Consider the following 23,460-nt stretch of genomic DNA (forward strand, 5'->3'; position numbering starts at 1 on the left):
TTATTTCGCCGCTAATGAATTCTTAGATACTCCAGAGCCCGGAAGGGGCCCCGCCCGCGAAACAGGCGCTAGGCTGACATAATCATCGCCGCATTTATCGCGGCGCTTCCCGTTTGAAAGGTTATTCACATGGTCACGTCTTCGTGGACCAGATTGGCAGTCGCGACTGGTGGTCTGGCGTTATCCCTCGCCACTGGAGCCGGCATCGCGGCCGCGGATCCCGCCCCCGCTCCCGATCCCGATCTGGAACGGGTCATCAACTCGACCTGTACGTACGATCAGGCGACGGCGGCGCTCAACACGCAATATCCGGACGATGCCGCGAAATTCAACGGGTCGCCGATTGCGCAGGGCTTCTTGCATCAATTCGTCGATTCACCGCCGGATCAGCGCCGGCAATTGGCCGCGCAGATCCAGGGCATGCCCGACGCGCAGCCGTACCTGCAGACGATGAAGAACGTCGCGAAAATCTGCAACAAGTACTGAGCACCGGGCCCGGGCCGTACACCAGGCACAATGGCCGGCCCGGGCCAGGCTGGTCCAAGGGCCGAAGGGCCGAAGGGCCCCGGAATTTGGGCCGATTGGCGGGTTGTCGAACGGCGGGTGCGGGGTGAGGCTGTAGTTGGAACGAATCAACTACTGACCGAAAGAGGCGAGCTACTTCAGATGTCGCCGAGATCGGTATCGACGCCTCGGTAAAGGGGGGACATATGTCCACACCATCATTGGCCAAATTGGCCGTCGCAATTTGTGGGATGGCATTGCCGTTGACCGCTGGAATCGGAGTCGCATCCGCCGACCCCGACATCACGCCGGCCGTGAACAGCCCGTGCAATTACCAGCAGGTGGTTGCGGCGCTGAATGCGGAGTTCCCGGGTCCCGCGGCGCAATTCAATGCGTCGCCGGAGGCGCAGGCCTGGTTGCACGATCTCGTCTCAGCGCCGCGGTCCAAGCGCCGCCAGATGCTGCAGGACATGGGGAACAACCCCGACGCCGCCCCGTTCCACGGCATCGTCGTGCCGTTGGCCAACTCCTGCGGCAACTACTAGCGGTCCGCTGCGGGCTCGACGTTCTGGTTCAGCGCGAAGCGGTTGTCCGGATCGAGGCGAGCCTTCAGCTTGGCAAGGCGGCGGTAGGTTGCTTCACCGAAGCTCGCCCGGATGCGCAGCGGCCCTTCGTCGCCCACGAAATTGAGGTACACGCCGGCCGGACCGAGGGGGCGCAGCGTTTCGTGCGCTTCGTCGGTCCACGACTTGCACCGTTCGGTATCGGCGCGGTCGGTCCACGTGGTGATCAGGTGCACGATGTAGGGATAGTTGCGCGTCGAAAAGGCGGTCGCCCGCGGCGGAACGCGGCTCGCAACGCCGCCGAGCCGGATCAGGTGCACGTGCGTCTGCGGCGCGGGGCGGGTCCGCCCGAGCACCGCGATCCGCCGGATGGCGTCGTCGGATAGCTCCGTGAGAAAAGTCGACTTCCAATAGTTCAGCCGCCCGAACGGTGCCGTGTGGTCGAGGGCCTGTTGCCAAGCGGGATAGGCGATTTCGCGTTGCAGCGCCATCACCGGTTCGGTGGTGGCCCCGGGTACCTGTGCCAGCGCGCCGACGGCGGCCCGACCGATCTCGTCGGGCCTCGTCGAGCAGCTCAGCATCGTGACCAGCCGGCGTCCCGAATCCTCATCGGTGCCGAAGTCGACGAGGGACGCGAGGTGGTCGTCGGCGTTGTCCATCTGGGCGCGAAAGTGTTTCAGCACGGCCTCGGCGTCGGTGTCGTCGTACGCCTGGATGCCCCCGATGACCTGATCGACCGGATGCAGGTCGAGCACGAAGTGTGCGACCACGCCGAAGTTGCCGCCGCCGCCGCGCAGTCCCCACAGGATCTCCGCGTTCTGCGCCGCACTGACGTACAGCATCTCTCCGTTGGCCGGCACGAGCTCCGCTGCGGCCAAGTTGTCGCAAGTCAGGCCGTACGCGCGCGACAACCAGCCGACCCCGCCGCCGAGCGTGAACCCGCCCACGCCCGTCGTGGACACCACCCCGCCGGGGCAGGCCAGACCGTGGCGGGCGGTGACCCGGTCGATGTCGTGCCAGGTCGCGCCGGGCTGAACGACCGCGATCCGGTGTTCGGCGTCGACGACCACGCCGCGCATGAGGGACAGGTCGATGAGGATGCCGCCATCTGTCGAGGAGTGTCCGGCGACGCTGTGCCCGCTGCACCGCACCGCGATCTCGGCCCCGGAGCCGGCGGCGAGGCGGACGGCGGCGACGATGTCCGCCCGGGACCGGCAGCGCAGCACGACCGCGGGCCGCTTGTCGATCAGGCCGTTGAAAACCTGCCGCGCCGAGTCGTAGTCGTCGCTACCGGGGTGGACTATGTGGCCGGTGAAGCCGGGTATCGCGTCGATCGCGCGTGTCATCGCCGCACGCGCGCCCGGGAATCCGCGGGTTGTTCCGGCAGGTAGTGGTTTTCCAGGTACCAGTCGTAGGCACTCTGGGCGGCCGTCCGAAACGGCGTGTAGGGCACGCCCAACTCGGTGCGGGCCCTGCTGCCGTCGGCGTAGATGCCGACGGACGACAGCCGCATCTGCTTGCCCCCGACCGGCAGTCGCGGGCCGACCACGAAGCGGGCCGCGCCCACGGCCGCGGCTGCCACTGGTATGGTCCACGCGGGGAGCACGACCCGGGGCCCGGGCCGGCCGGCTATGTCGTTGACGGTTGCGAAAGCCTCAGCGAAGCTGAGGTTTTCGCCGGCCAGGATGTAGTGCTCACCGGCGCGCCCCCGCTCCGCGGCCGCGATGTGGCCCGCCACCACGTCACCGACCGCGACGAAGTTGGTGCCCCCGGGTGCGGCGACCCGCAGCCGTCCGCGTGCGGCCTGGACGAACATCGCGCTCTCCGTGCCGTTGAGGTCGCCCGGCCCGATGACGACCGACGGATTGACCGCCACGGCCGCAAGGCCCGCGGCGACGGCGAGGCGCAGCTCGGATTCGGCGAGGTGTTTGCTGTAGCCGTAGGGGAATTGGCGTGGACGCAGGTTGAAGCTGTCGGACTCGGTGAGCAGGTGCCCGGGCTCCGGCACGCCGAGCGCGGCGAGGGAACTGGTGAGGACGAACCGTTCCACCCCCGCGCGCAGGGAGGCGGCCAACATGTTGCGCGTCCCCACAATGTTGGTGTGGTAGAGGCGGTTTTGCCCCCGGTAGCGCCAGTAGTCGGAGATCGCGGCGGTGTGGAACACCCAGTCGCAGCCGGCCATCGCGGCGGTGAGGGTGTCGAAATCGTCCAGCACGTCGCCGACGCACGTCTCGCAGTCCACGCCAGCCAATGCCGCCAGCGACGACGTCGATCGGCGCAGCACGCGAACATCGATTCCTCGTTTGACCAAGGCGGCCACCAGGTTCGACCCCACGAACCCGGTTCCTCCGGTGACGAATGCGCGCATGGGATCAGAATCGGTAGGTCGTGCAGCCGACCTCGACACCCGAGCCGGCGGTGAGTATCAACGCGACGTCGCCCGGCCGCGCCAGCCCCTGCCGCCGGGCTTGCTCCAGCCCGTATGGCACGGACGACGTGAAGGGGTCGCCGTCGGCGGCGAGTTCGACGAACCTCGATCTCGGGATGCCGAGCTGAGCGGCCAGTTCGTCGAGCGCCTCCGGGGACAGATACGGCGGGAGCACCGCCGCGATGTCGGCGGGGTTGAGTCCCTCGAGCGCCAGAAGTTCCTTGGCAGCGGCGGGAATACAACTCAGATAGATCGCTGCGAGGTTGGGGTCCCGCTCGATCTGCAGCCCGGCCCGCCCGTCCCGCTGCTGGGTGTAGGTGGCCAGCGCCCCGCTGTACTCCGGGTGGTGCTGGAACACGAAGCGGCCGAAGCCTTCCGGGCCGTCACTGCGGCGCAGCAGGACCGCCGAGCCCGTCTGGCTGATGCCGCGTTGCGGATAGCCGCTGTCGGGGCTGTTGTTTTCGATCTCCGAGGCCACCACCATGGCGTGTTCCACCTTTCCCGCCCCGATCATCCCCGCGGCGACCTGGCAGGCGTTGAGGAAGCCGACCGCGCCGTTGAGGACGTCGAAGGCAAAGGTCTTGGGCCCGTCCGGGGAGTCCACCTCCCCGTTGATGTCCAGTTCGCCGGCGACGAGCGCCGCGACTGCCGGCTCGCTGAGGAACTCGTCGCGGTAGATGCCGGAATTGATGATCAGCCCCAGCGAGCTCCGATCCAGGCCGCTGCGTTCGAGGCACGCCTCCGCGGCCTGGACCGCGAGCTGGATCGAGCTGGGGGAAGCCGGCTGCTCGGCCGGAGCGAGGCCGACGCCGTCGATGCGCACACGGACCATCGCCGGAACGGCTTTGTGGTTGCCATCGGTCGCCATGCCGGGGGCGTGGCCGCCGCCGGCGCCCCGCCGCATCCGGTCGGGCAGGTCGTCGAAGGTATACAGCGCCGCACCGACGGTCTGTCCGGAGCCGGTGATCGAAAAGACCACATTGTCACCGGAATTGATCCGATTGCTCAGGATGTAGTCGTTCAGCGCGACGATGTGGGTCGTGGTGGCGGTGTTTCCCCGCTCGGCGATGTTGTAGACGGTGTTGCCCCGGTGGGCCGCGCCGTCCCCGAACATCTGGTTGATGGCGACGACCGCGTCGTTGAGCGAGGCCTCGGACGTCTGGTGCATCACCAGGTGGTCGGTGGTCTCCGGCCGCCAGCCGTGCCGCTGCATCACCGCGGCGACGTAGGGCACCGCGTGCTTGACCGCGATCGCGGTCTGCGTGACGGAGTCGGTGAACATGATGGCACCGCCGTGCGGGCCGTCGGTCACCTTCGCGATGCACAGCTTGCTGTAGCGGCTCAGGGTGGCCATATCGATGTCGTGGAACCCGACCTTGTTGTTCGGCCCGCGCTCGAGGACCACCGCCGCACCGGCGTCGCCGAGGGTCAGGCACGCGATCCGCGGATCCATCGGTCCCTCGATTTCCTTCTGGGCGGTCTCGCACAGGTGACTGATGTATTCGCCGCTGACCACCAGGGCGTTCCGAATCAGCCCGGTCTGCAGGAATGCGTCGGCGACGGTGATGCCGGTGAACATTCCGGCGCACGCGTTGCTGATGTCGAAGGCCAGCGCATTGCCAAGGCCGCATTGGTCACGCAGTCGCGTGGCGGTGCTGGGCTCGAAGCTGAACCGGTGCCCGAGTCCGTCTCGCCGGGAGATGTTGCAGGCGATGACCAGGTCGATCTCCTCGCGCCGATAGCTGGACCGGGACAGGCAATCGTCGGCCGCCTTCCTGGCAAGGTCGATCGAGAACTCGTCCTCGCCGACCACCCGCCGGTTCTTGATGCCGGTCAGACGTTCCAGCGGTATGCGAATCTCGTTGGCGCACTCGGCCATAACCGTCTTCGTCGATACGGTTCGGGAGGGAAGGTACACGCCGATGCTTTCGATGACCGTGTTCCGCTTTTCCTCGGGTGCGGCCTGCACCGGTTGCTCCGGTGCCGGCGCCGTGACGACCGCCTCGGCGGGGGCTTCGGGCTGACCCGTTGCCTCGCCGGCGAGCGGACCGTATTCGGCGGCGAGCTCGGCGATGGTGCCGTAGACGAACATCGACTCCGGCCGCAGCGGCAGGCCCGCCGCGTTCGCCCGCACCGCGACCTCCAGGCTCTGGGTCGAGGCACCGCCGAGGGCGAAGAAGTCGTCGTTGACGCCGATCCGTTCCAGATCCAGTACGGCGCACCAGATTTCGGCCAGCAATTGTTCGGTAGGGGTGCGCGGGGCCACGAAAGCCGGCTCCTGCGGCCCCGATGCCCTGTCGGCCGCCATCAACGCCTTGCGGTCCACCTTTCCGCTCGAGGTGAGCGGCAGCGCGTCCGTCACCTCGAAGACCGCGGGCATCATGGCGGCCGGAAGCAGGTCAAGCAGGAACCGGCGTAACTCCGCTGTCGACGGAGCGGCGGCGCCGGCCGGCACGACATACGCGACGAGGATGGGGTTTCCGCGGCTGTCGGTTCTGATCACCACCGCGTTCTCGGCCACCGCGGGGTGCTGGGCCAGCGCGGCCTCGATCTCGCCGGGCTCGATCCGGAAGCCGTGGATCTTGACCTGGAAGTCGATGCGTCCCAGGTAGTCGATGTTGCCGTCGGGCAGATACCTGGTCAGGTCGCCGGTGCGGTAGAGCCGCTGACCGGGGTGCGCGGCATCGCCGCCGAACGGGTCGGCCACGAAGATGGCGGCCGTCAGATCCGGCCGGTTGAGGTACCCGCGGCCGAGGCCCACCCCGCCGACGTACAGCTCGCCGGGCACACCGATCGGCACCGGTTGCAGGTGCGCGTCCAGGATGTAGGCGCGGATGTTGGCGATCGGCCGCCCGATCGGCACCAGCGTGCCGGATTCGCCTCGCTCGCAGTGGAAGTGCGTGACGTCGATCGCCGCCTCGGTGGGCCCATAGAGGTTGTAGAGCTCGGCGTCCAGCGTGGCCATGAAGTGGTCGCGCAGGTCATACGGCAGCGCCTCGCCACTGCAGATCACCCGGCGCAGTGCGGTGCACGCGGCCACCCCGGGCTCGGCGAGGAAGCGGCGCATCATCGACGGCACGAAATGCATTGTGGTGACCCTCTGTTCGACGATGGTCCGAACCAGGTACGCGGCATCCTTGTGCCCCTCGGGTTTGGCGATGACCACCCGGGCCCCGACGATCAAGGGCCAGAACAGCTCCCAGACGGACGGGTCGAAGCTCACCGGCGTCTTGTGCAGCACCCGGTCGTCGGCGGTCAGCCGGTAGGCGTCCTGCATCCACAGCAGCCGGTTACGAATCCCGGCGTGGGTGTTGAGCGTTCCCTTCGGCTTACCCGTGGAACCCGACGTGTGGATGACGTAAGCGAGGTTTGCCGACGTCGTCTCGCAGACCGGGGCGGCGTCTTCCGATGGCGCCGACGGCTCGTCCAGGCAGAGCCGGTGACCGGTGAAGCCGGGCGGCAGGTGCGCCAGTTTGCTCCGGTGGGTGACGCAGACCGGCGCGTCCGGTACGTCGCCCAGCATCGCGGCCATGCGCTGTGCGGGCTGCGCGGAGTCGAGCGGCATGAAGGCGCCGCCGGCCTTGAGGACGCCCAGCACGGCCACCACCAGATCCTCGGAGCGGTCCAGCAGGACGGGCACAACCGTCTCGGGCCCCACGCCGAGCTCGCGCAGCCGGTGGGCCAGACCGTTGGCCCGGCGGTCGAGTTCCGCATAGGTCACGTCGCGGTCCTCACACGTCACCGCGACGGCGTCCGGGGTGCGCGCGACCGTGGCGGCGACCATCTCGTGCAGGCAGGCCGGGCCGTCGTAGGTGACCTCGGTCTGATTCCAGGCGGCCAGCTGGCTGCGCTCCGCCTCGGTGAGCAGCGGCAGCTGCGAGACCGGCCGGCCGGGGTCGGCGACGATGCCGGCGAGCAGGGTGGCGAAGTGCCCGGCCAGCCGCTCGATGGTGTCGGCGTCAAACAGGTCGGTGTTGTATTGCAATACGCCGGAAAGCTTTCCGTCGTGTTCGCCGACCTCCATCATCAGGTCGAACGGCGCGCCGCCCTGCCCGACGTGGAGGGTCTCGAGCGGCAGCCCCCCGGGTTCCGGGCCGGCGTCGTCGGTGAAGCGGCGGGTCTGTTCCCAGGCGAACGAGACTCCGAACAGCGGCGTGCGGCTCGGGTCGCGCGGCGGCCGAAGCCGCTCGACGAGCAGCGCGAAGGGATAGTCCTGGTGTTCGAGGGCACCCTGCACGGTGTCCTTGACGCGGCCGAGCAGGGTCATGAACGTCGGATCGTCGTGCAGGTCGGCCCGCAGGGCGACCGGGTTGGTGAGGTAGCCGACCAGGCCCTCCAGCGCGACCCGGTCGCGGCAGGCGAACGGCGAGCCGATCACCAGGTGACCCTGGCCGCTGTAGCGGTGCAGCAACGCGGCGTAGGCCGCCAGCAATGTCATGTAGGGCGTCGCCCCCACCTTGCGGCCCAGTTGAATGATCCCGGCCGTCACCGCGGGGTCGACGTTGAACCGGTGCACGGTGCCCGGGTAGGTCTGGACGGCGGGCCGCGGCCGGTCGGTGGGCAATTGCAGGACCGGCAGTTCGCCGGCCAACTCCTTACGCCAGTAGGCCCACAGGTCCTCGCCCTCGGCGCCCGCCAGCATCTGGGCCTGCTGCTCGGCGTATTCGACGAAGCTTTCCGCGGGCGGGGGAGGCGGGGTCGCGCCGTGCTCGGCGGCGTACAGCAAGCGCAGCTCGTCGAGAATGATGTCGATGGACCAGAAGTCGACGGCGATGTGGTGCAAACCCAGGAGCAACACGTGTTCGTCGGGCGTGCGCTCGAGCAGCGTCAGCCGCAGCACCGGGCCGGTGTACAGGTCGAAAGGACGGTTGGTCTCGCGCCGGATCCACTCGTCGACCTCGGGCTCACCGGGGCCGAGGCGGTGCCGGGCGATGCGCACCGGCCATTGCGGATGCACGAGCTGGACCGGTTGCCCGTCGCGTTCGGCGTACGTGGTCCGTAGCGCCGGATGCCGGTCGACGAGCGCCTGGGCCGCGCGTTCCAGCGCCGGGACATCGAGCTCGCCCCTGATCCGGCCGGCGTACGTGACGTTGTAGGCGGCGCTGGCCGGTGCGAGTTTGTGAATGAACCACATCGATCGCTGGCCGTACGACTGCGGATGCACCGAGGCCGATTCCTCGGCCTTCTGCATCAGCAGCTGAGCGAGCAGTGCCCGCTTCTTCTCCGGAGACAGGCCGGAGACGTTGATGGGCTTGTCAGTCATCGCCGGCGTCCTTCGCGGCAAGCTCGGCCCCTCTTTCGGCCAAGACCTTTTGGAGCAGTTCGTCCACGGCGTCGTCGGAAAGCTCCGGCACCTGGGTCAGCAGGTCGATGCCGCCCGACGGCGCGCCGTCGGCTTGCCGGTGGACCGTCGGCTCCGGGGTGGCCTGCCGCGGCGGCGCCTCGTGCGTCGTGGGTGCGCCGGCCGCTTGCTCCGGCAGATGTTCGCGCAGCCACTCGGCGAGGCTGGCCACGCTGGGCCCCTCCAGCAGCCGGGTGACCGGCACCACCAGGCCCAGGTCGCGTTCGACCTGCATGCGCAGCTCCAGCGTGATGAGCGAGTCGACGCCGAGGGTGTTCAGCGGCGTCTGTTTGTCCAGGTTCGCCGGTGTCAGACCGAGTTTGCCGGCGGCGAGCTCGGACAGATAGGTCTCCAGCAGCCGTTGGCGCTCCTCCGGCGTCGCGCCCTGCAGTGCGTCGCAGAGTCCGGCTCCCGGCCCGGTTGCGGGCTCGGCCTCCGCCTTGCCGGCCGAGGGCGCGATTCCAAGGTCCGCGAGCAGCGGCGGCTGCAGATCGGGTTGCCACACCGCCCAGTCGATGTCGAGAACCACGGCCTGGGTGGCCGACCGCTCCAGCAACGACGACAGCGCCCGGAGGCTGTCGGCCGCGGACATGGCCTCCACGCCGTATTGGGCGAAGTAGTCCTGCAGCTCGGACCGGGTGAAGAAGCCGAGCCCGGCCCATGGCCCCCAGTCCACGCTCAACGCCGGCCGGCCTTCGGCACGTCGGTGCCACGCCAGCGCGTCCAGGAAGGCGTTCGCCGCCGCGTAGTTGGCCGCCCCGGGCGGACCCAGCAGGGCCGACGCCGACGAGAACAGCACGAAGAGGTCGAGGTCCGCGTCTTTGGTCAGCGCGTGCAGGTTCCAGGCGCCCTGAACCTTGGGCGCCATGACCTTGCGCAGCTTCGCCTCGTCGAGGCACAGCAGGATGGCGTCGTCGGCGATCCCGGCCGCATGCACCACCCCACGCAGCGGCGGCATCGACTCGGCGATCGATTCCAGCATGGCCGCGACGTCGTCGGCTTTCGCGACGTCGCCCTGTGCGATGGTCACCTCGGTGCCGGCCGCGCGCAGCGCGTCCAGCGTTTCCTGCGCCTCCTCCGAGGCGCCGCCACGTCCCATCAGGACCAGGTGGCGGGCGCCGTGCTCGGCCATCCACTTGGCCACCACGAGCCCCAGCGCACCGAGCCCGCCGGTGACGACGTAGGTGGCGTCTTCCTTGAAGGACGCGGTCTCGGAGGGTTCCGGCTCGTCGTAGCGGGTCAGTCGTTCGACATAGCGGCGGTCGCCCCGCAGTGCCACGTCACCGTCGCGCTCGTCGGCCCACATCTCCCGGAACAGGGCTTGGATCTCTTGTTGGGCCTCGTCCCTCCCGCCACCGGCGGACAGGTCGACACAGGTGCAGCGCAGTTCCGGTTGCTCGTGGTCGATCGTGCGGGCCATTCCCCACACCGGGGCCTGCGCGATCGACACGGGCTCGGCGTCGGCTGCCGAGGTATCGGTCACCTGCGTTCCCCGCGTCACCAGCCACAGCCGCGGCGACGCCGACCAACCGGCCCGCGCCAGCGCCTGGACCAGATGCACGACGCTGACCGGGCCCAAAGTTGTTGCCGAATCCAGGGATTCGAGTGAGGTCTCGGCCGGCGGTGCGGCCAGCAGGTCCCACAGGTGCACCACCCCCCGGCACGGTGGCCGGTCGTCGGGGAAGGCGTCTTCCAGCAGCTGCTTGAAGTGGTCGGGTTGCGTCGGGTCAAGGCGGTATCTGTCCGGGGTGAGACGCTCGAAGCCGCCGTTCGGTGCCGGCTCGACGAGCACGCACCGCTGAGAATGCGATTCGAGCTGTTTGCGGAGGGCGTTCGCGGTGTCCGCGCCGTCGCTCAAGATGAGCCAACTGCCGGCTTCGTCCGCGCGGCTCGACCCGTCCCGGTCCGCCGGACCGGTGGCGGGCTGCCAGCGCAGCCGATACATCCGGTCGCGCAAACCCGCCGCCCCGGTCGCGCCGGGGGTCTGCGGCAGCGGGCCGCTGCCGTTCGGGGTGATCGGCCCGACTTCCAACCAGGAATGAACACGCTGCCACGGATACGTCGGTGCGGTCACGTAGTGGCTGCCCGGGGGGTACACCGCCTCCCAGGTGACCGGCTGACCGAGGGTGTAGAGGGTGCCGAGCGACGTCAGCGCGGTCCCCCGTCCCCCGTCGTCGCGCCGCATCGACGGCAGCGCGGCGCAACTGGCCCCCAGGTCCTGGGCGTCCTCCCGGATGGAGTTCAGCAGGACCGGGTGCGGGCTGATCTCGACGACCGCGTCATGACCGCCCTCCAGCAGCCGGCGCAGCGCGGGCGAGAAATGCACGGGCGAGCGCAGGTTCTCGGCCCAATAGTCGGGGTCGGCCAGGCGGTCGGTGAGCAGGTCGCCGGTCACCGTCGAGTAGATGGGTATCGCCGGTGCGGTCGGCCGCAGTCCGACGAGCCCGCCGCGCAGAGCGGGAACCAACGGGTCCATCTGCGGGCTGTGGGCGGCCACATCGACGTCGACCCATCGGCAGAACCGGTCGCGCTGCTGCAGCAACTCCATCAGCTTGGCCAAAACCTTTTGATCCCCGGACAACACCGTCGATCGGTAGCTGTTGCTGGCGGCGATCGAGACCTTGCTTTCCTGGCCGGCGATGAGCTCCTGCGCCTCGGCGGGGCTGAGTTCCGCGGCCATCATGGTTCCGCGGCCGCGCACGGTTCGCAGCATCAGCGCGCGGAAGCGGATCACCCGTGCGGCGTCCTCGAGGCTCAGCGCGCCGGCGACGTGCGCCGCCGCAACCTCACCCATGCTGTGCCCCACCACGGCGGTCGGCTCGACCCCCCAGGATCGCCACAGGGCGGCCAGCGCGACCTGCATGGCGAAGATCGCGGGCTGGATCAGGCTGATGTCGGTGATTTCCTCGTCCTTGGCCAGCAGCTCGACGATGGAATGTCCCAGGTGGGGCTTGAGCGCGCGGTCGCAGGCCACCAAGGCGTCGCGGAACACCGGCTCCTCGGCCTGCAGTCGCCGCCCCATGCCGTGCCACTGTGAGCCCTGCCCGGGGAAGGCGAAGACCACCCTGGGTCGTTGGCCGGGACGGCACTGTCCGACGGAGAACCCCTGCCGTGACTGCCCGTGCCGGTAGGCGTCGAGGGTCTCCGACATCGCGGCGGGCGAGTCGGCGACGACCGACAACCGATGCTCGTAGTGGCCGCGACGGACACCGGCCGTATAGCAGAGGTCGGCGAGCGGCACCCCGGACGCCAGCGCCGACTCATACCGGTCGGCCAGCGCGACGAGGGCCTCGGGGGACCGCGCGGAGATCGGCAGCAACTCGGCTCGATCCGGTGCCGTGCCGCGCTCGGCCGTGGCGGCCCGGGCCTGCGGGGCCTCGGTCAGCACGGCGTGCGCGTTGGTGCCGCCCATGCCGAACGAGCTGATGCTTGCGACCGCCCGCCCACCGTTTTTCGGCCACGGGGTCAGCGTGGTCGCCACCCGCACCGGCAGGCTGTCGAAGGGGATCTCCGGGTTGGGTTCGGCGAAGTTAAGGCTCGGTGGAATCTCCTTGTGCTGCAACGCCAATGCCACCTTGATCAGCCCGGCCACGCCGGCCGCCGCCTCCAGGTGCCCGATGTTGGTCTTCACCGAGCCCACCAGGCACTGACTGCCCGGCGGACGGCCGTCCGCGAGCACCGTGCCCAGCGCGTTCGCCTCCATCGCGTCGCCCAGGAACGTTCCGGTGCCGTGCGCCTCGACGTACTGGGCGGTGCCCGGGGAAATACCGGCGCGGCGGTAGGCCGCGGCCACCACGGCTTCCTGCGCTCGCCGGTTGGGCGCGATCAGCCCGTTGGTCCGGCCATCCTGGTTGATGGCGGTGCCGCGGATCACCGCATAGATCGGGTCGTTGTCGGCCAGCGCCCGGCTGAGCGGTTTCAGGACGACCATTCCGGCGCCTTCACCCCGTACGTACCCATCGGCGCCGGCATCGAAGGTCTTGCAGCGGCCGTCGGGCGCCATCACCTTCGCCTTGCTGAAGTTGATCATCAGCGCCGGCGACAGGATGACGTTCACTCCTCCGGCCAGCGCCACCCCGCACTCGCCGTCGCGCAGGCTGCGGCACGCGAGGTGGACCGCGACCAACGACGACGAGCACGCGGTGTCGATCGCCATGCTCGGCCCGTGGAAGTCGTAGAAATAGGAGAGCCGGTTGGCGGCAATGCTCAACGCGTTTCCGGTGCCCGTGTAGGCATCGACGAGCTGCATCTGGTTGCCGTGCAGGTTGGCATAGTCGGTGGTCGCGATGCCGACGAACACGCCGGTGTCACTGCCGGCAAGCCGCTCCGGCACCTGCCCGGCGTCTTCCAATGCCTCCCAAGCCACCTCGAGGATGAGCCGCTGTTGCGGATCCATCTGCGCCGATTCCCGAGGCGAGATGCCGAAGAATCCGAAGTCGAACTCGTCGACCTCGGGCAGGAAGCCGGCCCGTCGGGTGACCGACGTGCCCGGCACGGACGGATCGGGGTCGTAGAAGGCGTCGGCGTCCCAGCGGTCCGACGGGACCTCGCTGATCGCGTCCACGCCTTCCGACAACTCGCGCCAGAAGGCCGCCGGCCCGTCGGCGCCCGGAAAACGGCACCCGATGCCGATGATCGCGATTGGCTCGTCCGCGGCGGGCGGGCCGTTCGCACCGACGGTTTCGGCGGTGCGGTCGACGGCGGTGCCCTTGCCGCCCAGATGGCGGGCGAGCAGCTCGATCGTCGGGTGTTCGTAGGCGATGGTGGGCGAAAGTTCGCATCCGAGCCAGGTTTCCAGGGCGCCGGTCATCCTGACGGCACGGACCGAGTCGAGGCCGTAGTAGGCGAACGGCCGGGACGGGTCGATATCCGTTGCAGGAATGCCGAGTTCACGAGCGAGCTGGGCGATCAACCATTCCTGGATCTCCGCGACGGTGCGCCCGGCCTGTTTCGGCGCGGCGGCCGCGGGGCGGATGTCGGGCAGCGGTGCGCGCCATTCGGCGACCGGCTCGAACTGGCCGTCGAGGAATTGCTGCCGGCAGGCGGACCGCTGGATCTTGCCGCTGGACGTGGTGGGAATCCGCAACGGGTCCACCAGCACAACGGCGTCCGCCTGGATCTCATGGTGTTCGGTGATCGCGGTCCGGATGGTGTCGACGATCTGGTTGAGGTCGGTGTCGCCGAGCTGATAGCCGCTCACCTCCTGCACGACCACAACCCGTTCGGGGGCGTCCGGTCCGGCCGCGACCGAAAAGACCGCGCCCCGGCCGCGCATCAGTGCCGGGTGACAGGCCTGCACGGTGAGCTCGATGTCCTCGGGATAGTGGTTGGTGCCGCGAATGATGATGAGATCCTTGACGCGACCCGTCACGAACAACTCACCGGAGCGGAAGAACCCGAGGTCCCCGGTGCGAAGGAACGGGCCCCGGCCGCTGTCCGAAAGATGCGCGCGCAACGCCTCTTCCGTCACTTCGGGCTTCCCCCAGTAACCCTGCGCCACGCTCGGCCCGGCGACCCAGATCTCGCCGACCTCGTCGGCCCCGCAGGGCCGCCGCGTCTCGGGATCGACGATGATGACCTCCTGGCCGCCCGGTGGCCGGCCGCAACCGACCAACGTCAACGCGCTCGGGTCTTCCGTCGCGATCTCGACGACCCGGCGTTCACCCAGCGCCGCGCGATCTATGTGCAGGACCACCGGGACCGGGGAGTCCGACCCGCCGGACACCAGCAGCGTCGCCTCCGCCAGCCCATAGACCGGTGCGAACGCCTCAGGCCGAAAACCCGCCGGGGCGAACGCCTCGGCGAAGCCCTGCATGGTCGAGGGACGCACCGGCTCGGCGCCGCACATGGCCGTCGACCAGTTGGACAGGTCCAGGGCGGCACGCTCCTCAGGGGTACTGAGTTCGATACACAGGTCATAGGCGAAGTTGGGGGCGGCGGTGATTTTGGCGCGGTGCCGGGATATTGCTTCCAGCCACCGCATCGGGCGCTTGATGAACGCGTTCGGCGGCATGAGGGCGGAGGTACCGCCGACATAAATGGTTTCCAGGACGCCGCCGATGAGGCCCATGTCATGGTAGGGCGGCAGCCAGAACACACCGAACGCGTCCCGGTCGAACCCCGACTTCCACGACTGGCGGATGGTCTCCAGGTTGGAGACGAGGTTGCCATGCGACAGCACAACACCTTTCGGTGCGGCCGTGGAGCCCGACGTGTACTGGATCATCGCGATTGTGCTTGAGTCGATCTCGGGTGGAACCCACTGCGCCTCGTCGCCCCCCGTGTCGGTGACGAACCACCGCAACGGATGTCCCTTGACCAGACCGTCCACCGTCGCCTTGATTCGCGCTTGCATCTCCGAGTTCGACAGGGCAAAGCGCGGTTTGGCATCCGCGACGATCGAGGCGACGCGCGGAACCAGGTGCTCGCGCGCCGGCGGATGCACCGGTACGGCGATCGCGCCCGCGTAAAGGCACCCGAACAAGCCGGCGATGAAATCCAGACCCGGGGGGCATAGGACCAGGACGCGCTCGCCCGCGGCGCCGTGCCGCTGCAGGTTGGCTGCGATCCGCTTCGCCCGGCTGTCCAGCTCGCGATAGGTCAGCTCGGTGACTTCGGTCTCCTCGCCATCGCGAGAGTAGGTGAACGCGAGCCTGTCCCGATAGCGCTCGGCCCGGTACCGCAGCTGTTCGACCAGCGTGGGTGCCATGAGTGACGACGCGTCATGCCCTGTTTCCGAGGCTGATTCGGCATGGTCGTCTGCGTGCTCGGCGTGCTGCCTGTCGGCGGTACTCATCTCGTTCCCTCTGTCGGTCCCGGAGCGGCTACTTCTTCGCCGAACCGTGACATCTGCGTCGCTCCATCAAGGAGTGAGTGGTTGTGGTTGGTATTTACTTGTCCTGCGGCGCTTTTCGATCGGGGCTAGGGTGCCCTCGGTGTAGGTCTCGAGTAGTACGCGGAATTGCTCCACCGTGTAGCCGGTGACGACCGCGTCCGTGCGTGCGCGTACCGTCGCCGAGCGGGCCATCCGGAACAACGGCCCGAGCTCGCCGACGTACTCGCCGGGAGAGGCGACCTTGACCAGTTCCTCGGTCCCGTCGCTCGATTCCCGCATGACTTCCAGTTCGCCGTCGGTGATGACGTAGATCAGGTCCCCCATGCTGCCCTGCTCGAACAGCACCGAACCGCTTGCCAGATGCAGCGTTTCGGGCTCGGAGTTGGTCAGTTGCACATCCGGCATCAGCCTGACCACGCGGTCGGCGAACGGCAGGATCCGGGTGTCATGGGTGGCGACCACGACAATGCGCTCGCCGCTGGCCAACTCCCTCAGCAGCCGCAGCACCCCTTCCGCGCGGGCATAGTCCAGGTGGGCCGTGGGTTCGTCGGCCAGGATCAGCGGTGGGTCCAGCGCGATCGCGCGGGCCACCGCCACCCGTTCGCGCTCGCCGCCGCTGAGGTCGCTGGGCCGATGCGTCATGCGGTCCTGCAGCCCGGCGCGGGCCAGCAATTCCTTGGCGCGTTCGCGCGCCGCCCGCCGCGACCAGCCCGCCGCCCAGAGTGGCACCGCGACGTTCTCCACCGCGGAAAGGCTTGCCACCAGGTTGAACGACTGAAAGACGATGCCCACGGTCTTGCGCCGGTAGGTGGTCAGCCTGCGGCGGTCCAGCGTCGTGACGTCGGTGTCACCGACCTGGACGCGTCCGCTGGTCGGGCTGAGGATGCCGCCGATGCACGACAGCAGCGTGGTCTTCCCACATCCGCTGGGGCCCAACAGGATCACCAGCGACCCCGCCGCGACCTCCAGATTCAAACCGTCGATGACGCGGTTCGGCTCCCCGCCGTTCGAGTATTCGACGACGAGATCCTTGATGCGCAAATCGCCCATGACTATCCGGCCCCGAACGCCATCACCGGGTCGATCGCGACCGCGCGCCGCAACCCCACCAGACTCGCCAACAGGCCGACCCCCACCGCGGTCCCCACCAGCGACAGGAAGGCCGAGGGGGTCACCACCACGAGCATCGGGAACAGCGGGCCGAGCAGCACGGCCAGCACACCGCCCAGCATCGCCGCGACCAACGCGACGAGCACCGCCTGCAGCATGAGCCCGGCGAGCACCGACTGGGTGGCGACACCGAGGGCCTTGAACACCGCGAAGTCCCGGGTGCGCTCCAGCGCGGACAGGTAGATCAGCGATCCCACGATCGACGCGGCCACCGCCCACAGCAGGATCACCAGGTACGACATCGCCAGCCGAGCCATGTGCAGCGGGCGGATCATGTCATCGACCGCGGCGGCGCGGTCCACGACGCGATAGCCGGCGGGCACTTGCGTAGGTACGCCGCGCAAGCCGATGGCCGAAATCACGTGCTGCGCGGAAAACATCAACCGCTGCGCCGTCGTGACGGTCACAAACGCATTGGGCTGGCCTGCGAGCGTGGTGGACTTGTTGACCAGCCCGACGATCCGCAGCACCTGCGATCCCACCTCGACGTTGTCGCCGATGGATCGCTTCAGCGTGGTCGACATGGCAACCTCGTCGGGATTCGACGGTGCCCGCCCCGCCACGATCGGCGGCATCCCCTGTTCGGGCAGGCCGTAGACGTTGAGGTTTTCCGGTAGGCGCCGGTCCTGCAGGATCGTGTTGCCGTAGACCACCGGGATCGCCGATTCGACGCCAGGAAGCTGGGCTACGTCCTCGAGTTCCGCCTGCGGGAACCTCGATGAACCAATGAAGGGTCCGACCGCGCCCGCCTTGATGAGGTAGTGGTCGATGCCTATCGAGTCGGCCAGGCGCTGGGCCTCGACCCGGGTCCCGATCATCAGCCCGGTGATGATGAGCGTCATCGCGAACACCATTCCGGTGCCGACGGCCGCGATGATGAAGCGTCGCTGCCGCCATTGCATGTCCCGTATGGCGGTGATCAACATCGGCGCGCGCATCCGCTCTCGCAAGCCACCAATAGCCCACACGGCTTGACCTCCCTTTTCTTTCCCAGCAAGCGTCGCCCGGGACGCGGCAAGTCGCGTAGAGCCGAAGGGCCTTGATCGGACGGACCTACGCCCCGCTTTTCTGGCGGCCCGGATTCGACGCAGTTGAGCGATACCCGCAGGTCAGGGGCACTCCAGCAGCAAATTCGGCGAGCGCGCGACCGGGCGGGAAATGTGACTCAAAACCCAATCACCGAATACGGTCCGTGCAATTAGCCGCGCGCCCAATAACCGCGAAAGCGGAGGGGCAGAGATATTCTCGTCGGCCTCACCGACCGTCGGGAACCAGCCACTTCTCGAACGCGATCGGGACGAACGGCCCCCAGGACGGCAGCGGGTCGGCGGGCACCCGGGTGTACCCGGTCGCGTCGTACAGCGCCTCGGCCTCGGGTTGCCGATTGCCCGTGATCAGGTACAGCCTCCGGTACCCGCGCGCGGCGGTCTCCGCCTCCAGCGCCGCCAACAGCACTCGCGCGTACCCGCGGCGCCGATGAGCGCGGTCGGTCCAGATCCGCTTGAGCTCGGCGGTTTCGGCGTCGTAGCGCCGGAATGCCCCGCCGGTGACGGGCACCCCGCCCAGCACCCCGATCAGCAAGCCGCCGTCCGGCGGGGCCAACTCGGCCTCCGGCACGGGCAGCCAGGACAAGTGCGTGCTGGGTGTGCCGCCGTAGCGCTGCGCGTACTCGTCGGCCAGCTCGGCCAGCAGGGGGCGCGCCAGCGGTTCGTCGTGGGTCGCCGACACGAACCGCAGCTGGTGACTCGCGGCGGGCGGGCTTGATCGGTGCACCACGTGATCATCCAACGCCTCTGACCGCGACACATTCCATTCGGGCATCCTCCCGCCCGCGGAGCCGTGCCAGCCGTGCCGGCGCCCACCAGTTCAGGCCGCCGAACACGTGCATGAAGGCCGGGACGAGCAGCATGCGCACCAACGTTGCGTCGACCAAGACGGCGAGGGTCAGCCCGACGCCGAACATCCGCATGAAGGAAACCTCCGCGGAAGTGAGGGCGGCGAACGAGATCGACATCAACAGGGCTGCCGCCGTGATGATCCGGCCCGTTCGCGCGACGCCCAGCGCGATGCTTTCGTCATTGTCGACACGCGTGCGGTCCGAAGCCAGCCAGTATTCGCGGATACGGGACAGCAGGAAAACCTCGTAGTCCATGGACAATCCGAATGCGATGCAGAACATCAACACCGGGATGTTGGCCACCAGCGTGCCGGTCGGGGTGGTGCCCAACGCGCCCAGATGCCCGTCCTGGAAGATCCACACCAATGCGCCGAATCCGGCCGTCAGCGACAGCATGTTGAGCAGCACGGCTTTGACGGGCAGCACCACGCTACCGGTGAGCAGGAACAGCAACACCAGCATGACGCAAGCGACGAAACCGAACAGCACGGGCAATCGCGACGTGATCGCGTCGACAGAGTCGCGATTCATCTGGGCCATCCCGGCCAGCTCGACGTGGCGGGCACCGGCCAACGGGATCGCATGCAAGCGATCCAACTGCGCGCCCGACGCCGGCGAATACAACGGCGCGCTGCTGGCCACCGTCAAATAGGCACTGCCGGATGCCATTCCGGCGGGTGCCGACGGTGGCCCCTTCCGCTCACCGGCGATGAAGGTTCCGGTCGGTCCCGACACCGCCGAGACGTCGGGCACGCGCGACAGCCGTGCGGCGTACTCGTCAAGGTCTCGCACCGCCAGGCCGTCGGTGCGGGGGATGACGACCCTGATCTCGGAATCGGCACCGAAGTCGTGCCGGATCCGCTCGCTGACGGCGCGCGCCGACGATGACGCCGGGAGCACCCGATCGTCGGGATACCCCCATTTGATGCCGAGGAACGGCGCGCCCAGGGCGAGCAGGAGGGCGATGATCGCCAAGCCGATCGGGACCGCGTGACTCATGGCCAGCTTGGCCGTCCGGTACCAAAAGGTGTGCTCGATCGTCGCCGGCGGCGGTTGGGAACGCCGAAAGAGCTTGCGGCCCAAGTCCCAAACGTTGAGCGCGTCAAGCCGGTCGCCCAGTACCACGATCACCGCGGGCGCGATCACCATAGCGGTCAGGGCCGCGAAAGCCACCACCGCGACGCCGGCGTAGGCGAATGACCTCAGGAAGTACATCGGGAATATCACCAATGCGGCCAATGCGAGGGCCACCGTCAGGGCGGAGAACAGCACGGTGCGTCCGGCCGTCGCCATGGTGCGCGGGAGGGCTTCGGCGGGGGGAAGCCCGTCGGCCAGTTCGTCGCGATAACGGCTGATGATCAGCAGCGTGTAGTCGATGCCCAGGGCCAGAGCCAGGGCCACCGCCACGTTCACCGCGAAGATGGACACGTCGGCGACCAACGCGACCGCGCGCAACACCGCGAGGGAACCCAGGATTGCGAAGCCGCCGACGAGGATCGGCAGTGCCGCGGCCAGCAAGCCGCCGAATACCCATACCAGCGCGGCGAAACTCAACGGGATCGCAACGGATTCCATTCGCAACAGGTCGTTTTGGGTCTGCCGGTTGAGCTCTTCATAGATGATCGCCATGCCTCCGGCCTGCACGGTCACGCCGTCGCGATCGCGCGCCAGCCGGTCCGCGAGCTCCCGGGCATGCTTGGGCGCGCTGCTTTCCCCGCCGGTGAGGGCGGCCACGATCAGCGCCGACTCGCCGTCGCCGCTGACCAACCCCGGCCGGGGCGCATCCCACGGCGACGCCACCTGCGCGACGAACGGCGACTGGGCCAGCTGCCGGACGATGTCCACGCCCACCATCCGAGCGGGTCCTTGGGTGACCCCGCTCCGCGAGTGCACCAGCAGCGTCATCTCCATGTCGCCTTGATGGAACTTTTCGGCCAGAACCGCTGTGGCACGGGCGGATTCGGCCGTCTGGTCCAGAAATCCACCGCCGGGCAGCGTCGCTGCGGCCGGGACACCGAAGACGGCGGCGAGTACCGCCAGGAACATCGCGCTTGCGATCACTCGTCGCGGAGCGGCGATGGCGATCAGGGCCAGTCGCGATAGCATGTGCGTCCTCCGGGATGGTTAGCTGTCGATCCCCCCGATCGGTCTTGTTCAACTCCTCTGGCCCCCGGTGTGGTCCGCTATTCGCGGCGCTGCACGCACGCGACCGCCATCTCGGCCAAAGCGGTGCAAACGGCTTCGTTGATCTCCATGCCGTTTACGTCGTCGAGTGCGGATGCAACCCGCCGGCTGATCATCTGTTCGATCATCTCGACGGCCCCCGTTGCGGCGATCAATCGCTTCCAACGCTGCAGCGCGGCGTCATCGAGTTCGTCGAGATCCATGAGCTCGACGAGCTGGCGGCGGGTCGGTGCGTCGGCCAGCTGGTAAGCGGCCACGATGAGGCTGGTCGCTTTGCGCTCGAGCAGGTCTCCCCCGCTTGGCTTCCCGGTCGCCGCCGGCGAGCCGAAGACCCCCAATACGTCGTCGCGGAGTTGAAACGCCTCCCCGACGTCGCCGCCGAAGCGGCCAAGCCGTGCCAGCGTTCGGTCGCCGCAGCCGGCCATGGCCGCGCCCAATTCCAGTGGGCGGCGCACCGTGTAGTTGCCCGATTTGCGCCGCGCGACGTCGAGCACCGCGTCGAGCGGCGGAAAGCTGCGGAGATTGGCCGCGAGATCGGCGAATTGACCTATCGCCAATTCCGTCCGCATGGCGTCATAGTGCGGCCACACCCGCTGCAGGCGAGGGGCTTCGATACCGCTTTCGCGCAGCATCTGCTCCGCCCAAATGAGGCAAAGATCGCCCAGCAGAACGGCCGCCGACTCGCCGAATTTCTCTGCGCACGAGGCCAGTTCGCGCTCGCGGTGCCACCGGGCCAGTTGCACGTGCGCCGCCGGACGACCCCGCCGTTGCGCCGAACGGTCCATGACATCGTCCTGGATCAGCGCGAAGGCGTGCAGTAACTCCAGACTCGCCGCCGCCGTTAGCGCGGCTCCGCTCGGCGGGGCGCCACACAGCCACCCGAGATACATGAAGGTCGACCGTAGACATTTTCCGTTCGACACGAACTGCGCCAATATGTCGCCGACCGCGTCGAGGCCCGCGCCAGCGAGGTCGGTGGCGCGGCGGGCCGAGACAAATTCCGCGACGGTGGCCAGCACCGCGGTGCGCACACCGGCGCGCCACTCTTCGCCTCCCGGAGCACCGCTCGCGGGCCACACCGAGGGGGCGTGTTGCGGGGCGCGGACCGTCGGCTGCGCAAGTACGCCGGGCGGACGGTTCGAAACACGCAAGGTCAACGTTTCATGCCCCTTTCATCGTGGCTCATAAAGCGGCTACGACGTTAGGGCGCATCGGGTTCAAGGATCCGGCCAACTAATTTAAGTTAATTAACTGTTAACGATCTTAAATAGCCGCGAACTGCGGTTATGCCCGCGTGGCGGTGAGGTATTCGGGGACGAACTCCGTGTCCCCGGGGCGGTGGCGCCGCCTGACCGGCCGTCCCACCGCCCCCAGCAGCTCGGTGACGTTGCGCTGCACCGTCTCCCAACCGCGGGCGGTCAGATACTCCGGCACGTAATGGTATTGCCCCGGGTGGGTCAGGCTGGCCAGGTCGACGTCCACCCCGTTCTGGCGCAAGCCATCGACAAACGACCGCTCCGCCTCCAGCTGTAGCGGCGTCCAGATGGGCATGTGGTCGGCGGCGAACCGGCTGCCGGCGGCGCTCATCGCGGTGACGCCCTGCAACACGCGGTCCTGCACGGCGGGAGTCAGGTACCCGATCAGCAGTTGCTCGGCGATCCACACCGCGGGCGCGGTGGCGTCGAAGCCGACCCGCCGCAGGGCCGCCGGCCAATCCTGATGCAGTGCGACGCCCACCGCGCGCCGGCTGGCCGTCAGTTCGGCGCCCAATCCGCGCAGCGCTTCGGATTTGAAGTCGAGCACCTCGGGCCGGTCGATCTCGTAAACGGTTGTCCCCGGCGGCCACCACAGCCGGTACGGCCGGGTGTCCAGCCCCGACGCCAGGATCACCACCTGGCGAAGGCCCGCCCGCCCCGCGTCGGCGACGAACTCGTCGACGAACCGGGTGTGCGCCGCGCAGACGTCCAGGAACCACGAACCGTCGGCGTCGTCCGTGCCGAACCGGTCGTCATCGATCACCCGCACGAAGTGGTCGACCCCGGCGGCCCGCACCAACGGTTCGGCGAACGGATCGTCCAGCGTCCCCTTGTTGGTGGCGACGGCGCGCGCGGCGGCACCGAATGTCGCGGTCACCGCCACGCCCGTCGTCGCTGCCATGGGCTCTACCCGCCGGACCGGCGCCGCAGGGTCAGCCCGGCGACCGCCCGCCAGCCGAGCAACAACAACGCGGTGACCGACGCCGCCACCACCACGAAACTCGCCGCAACGCCGGCGGAACTGGCCTTGCGCAACACCATGCCGATGACGACGGTGCACAGCCAGACGACCACCCCCGTCGGCACCACCTCGGTGGGGCGCCGCCAGGCGCGGGATGCCAGCCAGCCCACGACGGTTCCGGTGAGAAACGGCCAGGCGGTCGTCGCGACGCCGGCGAGGTTGAGTCCTTCGTCGTGGCTGCGACGCCCGGCGGCGCAGAACACCAGCACACCGATGACATCCATGGCCAGCCACAGGAGCCGTCGCATGCAGCGAGAGTAC

The 23,460-nt window shown here is 68.6% G+C and carries 13 protein-coding genes; 2 read left to right on the forward strand and 11 right to left on the reverse strand.

The features are described 5' to 3' along the window. Positions 1-129: 129 nt before the first annotated feature. Entirely contained in the window at positions 130-486 is a 357-nt protein-coding gene (locus H7J89_RS22240; protein ID WP_264046726.1) for a hemophore-related protein, read from the forward strand. Positions 487-710: 224 nt separating this feature from the next. Then, positions 711-1,049 (forward strand): hemophore-related protein, encoded by a 339-nt coding sequence (locus H7J89_RS22245; protein WP_264046728.1) that lies wholly within the window; start codon positions 711-713, stop codon positions 1,047-1,049. Here the strand turns inward: H7J89_RS22245 and H7J89_RS22250 are convergent. From H7J89_RS22250 to H7J89_RS22300, 11 genes are all read right to left on the reverse strand, one after another. Then, the gene (locus H7J89_RS22250; protein WP_264046730.1) at positions 1,046-2,413 is read right to left on the reverse strand and encodes an FAD-binding oxidoreductase; all 1,368 of its coding nucleotides are present in this window, start codon (positions 2,411-2,413) and stop codon (positions 1,046-1,048) included. The two genes, H7J89_RS22245 and H7J89_RS22250, sit on opposite strands and share 4 nt — an antisense overlap. Beyond that, positions 2,410-3,435: an NAD-dependent epimerase/dehydratase family protein gene (locus H7J89_RS22255; RefSeq protein ID WP_264046732.1), complete on the reverse strand. Its 1,026-nt coding sequence runs from the start codon at positions 3,433-3,435 to the stop codon at positions 2,410-2,412. Before H7J89_RS22255 ends, H7J89_RS22250 begins: the two co-directional genes overlap by 4 nt. Positions 3,436-3,439: 4 nt before the next feature. Next, positions 3,440-8,758, reverse strand: coding sequence for a non-ribosomal peptide synthetase (locus H7J89_RS22260; protein WP_264046734.1), 5,319 nt, complete (start codon positions 8,756-8,758; stop codon positions 3,440-3,442). Further along, positions 8,751-15,632 (reverse strand): type I polyketide synthase, encoded by a 6,882-nt coding sequence (locus H7J89_RS22265; RefSeq protein WP_264046736.1) that lies wholly within the window; start codon positions 15,630-15,632, stop codon positions 8,751-8,753. The genes H7J89_RS22260 and H7J89_RS22265 overlap by 8 nt, the downstream gene beginning before the upstream one ends. A gap of 66 nt (positions 15,633-15,698) precedes the next feature. Beyond that, positions 15,699-16,721 carry an ABC transporter ATP-binding protein gene (locus H7J89_RS22270; protein ID WP_264046738.1) on the reverse strand — a complete coding sequence of 341 codons (1,023 nt, stop codon included), beginning with the start codon at positions 16,719-16,721 and terminating at the stop codon, positions 15,699-15,701. A 2-nt stretch (positions 16,722-16,723) separates the two neighbouring features. Then, the gene (locus H7J89_RS22275; protein WP_264046740.1) at positions 16,724-17,767 is read right to left on the reverse strand and encodes an ABC transporter permease; all 1,044 of its coding nucleotides are present in this window, start codon (positions 17,765-17,767) and stop codon (positions 16,724-16,726) included. 328 nt (positions 17,768-18,095) lie between these two features. Continuing rightward, positions 18,096-18,617, reverse strand: a complete 522-nt coding sequence (locus tag H7J89_RS22280; protein ID WP_264046742.1) for a GNAT family N-acetyltransferase — start codon at positions 18,615-18,617, stop codon at positions 18,096-18,098. Positions 18,618-18,621: 4 nt separating this feature from the next. Next, positions 18,622-20,844, reverse strand: coding sequence for an MMPL family transporter (locus H7J89_RS22285; protein WP_264046744.1), 2,223 nt, complete (start codon positions 20,842-20,844; stop codon positions 18,622-18,624). Between the two features lie 77 nt (positions 20,845-20,921). Further along, complete coding sequence (locus H7J89_RS22290) at positions 20,922-22,001, reverse strand: polyprenyl synthetase family protein (RefSeq protein WP_264046892.1); 1,080 nt, start codon at positions 21,999-22,001, stop codon at positions 20,922-20,924. Between the two features lie 205 nt (positions 22,002-22,206). Continuing rightward, a complete protein-coding gene (locus H7J89_RS22295) occupies positions 22,207-23,079 on the reverse strand; it encodes an SAM-dependent methyltransferase (RefSeq protein WP_264046746.1) in 873 nt (290 codons plus the stop codon). Positions 23,080-23,084: 5 nt separating this feature from the next. Beyond that, positions 23,085-23,447 (reverse strand): DUF3054 domain-containing protein, encoded by a 363-nt coding sequence (locus H7J89_RS22300; RefSeq protein WP_264046748.1) that lies wholly within the window; start codon positions 23,445-23,447, stop codon positions 23,085-23,087. Positions 23,448-23,460 lie beyond the last annotated feature (13 nt).

The organism is Mycobacterium paraffinicum (assembly GCF_025822865.1).
Lineage (GTDB): Bacteria > Actinomycetota > Actinomycetes > Mycobacteriales > Mycobacteriaceae > Mycobacterium > Mycobacterium paraffinicum.

Excerpts from the sequence above, each read along its gene's own strand:
- H7J89_RS22240 (WP_264046726.1), top strand. The coding sequence starts at position 130 with ATGGTCACGTCTTCGTGGACCAGATTGGCAGTCGCGACTGGTGGTCTG.
- H7J89_RS22245 (WP_264046728.1), top strand. The coding sequence starts at position 711 with ATGTCCACACCATCATTGGCCAAATTGGCCGTCGCAATTTGTGGGATG.
- H7J89_RS22250 (WP_264046730.1), bottom strand. The coding sequence starts at position 2,413 with ATGACACGCGCGATCGACGCGATACCCGGCTTCACCGGCCACATAGTC.
- H7J89_RS22255 (WP_264046732.1), bottom strand. The coding sequence starts at position 3,435 with ATGCGCGCATTCGTCACCGGAGGAACCGGGTTCGTGGGGTCGAACCTG.
- H7J89_RS22260 (WP_264046734.1), bottom strand. The coding sequence starts at position 8,758 with ATGACTGACAAGCCCATCAACGTCTCCGGCCTGTCTCCGGAGAAGAAG.
- H7J89_RS22265 (WP_264046736.1), bottom strand. The coding sequence starts at position 15,632 with ATGAGTACCGCCGACAGGCAGCACGCCGAGCACGCAGACGACCATGCC.
- H7J89_RS22270 (WP_264046738.1), bottom strand. The coding sequence starts at position 16,721 with ATGGGCGATTTGCGCATCAAGGATCTCGTCGTCGAATACTCGAACGGC.
- H7J89_RS22275 (WP_264046740.1), bottom strand. The coding sequence starts at position 17,767 with ATGTTGATCACCGCCATACGGGACATGCAATGGCGGCAGCGACGCTTC.
- H7J89_RS22285 (WP_264046744.1), bottom strand. The coding sequence starts at position 20,844 with ATGCTATCGCGACTGGCCCTGATCGCCATCGCCGCTCCGCGACGAGTG.
- H7J89_RS22295 (WP_264046746.1), bottom strand. The coding sequence starts at position 23,079 with ATGGCAGCGACGACGGGCGTGGCGGTGACCGCGACATTCGGTGCCGCC.
- H7J89_RS22300 (WP_264046748.1), bottom strand. The coding sequence starts at position 23,447 with ATGCGACGGCTCCTGTGGCTGGCCATGGATGTCATCGGTGTGCTGGTG.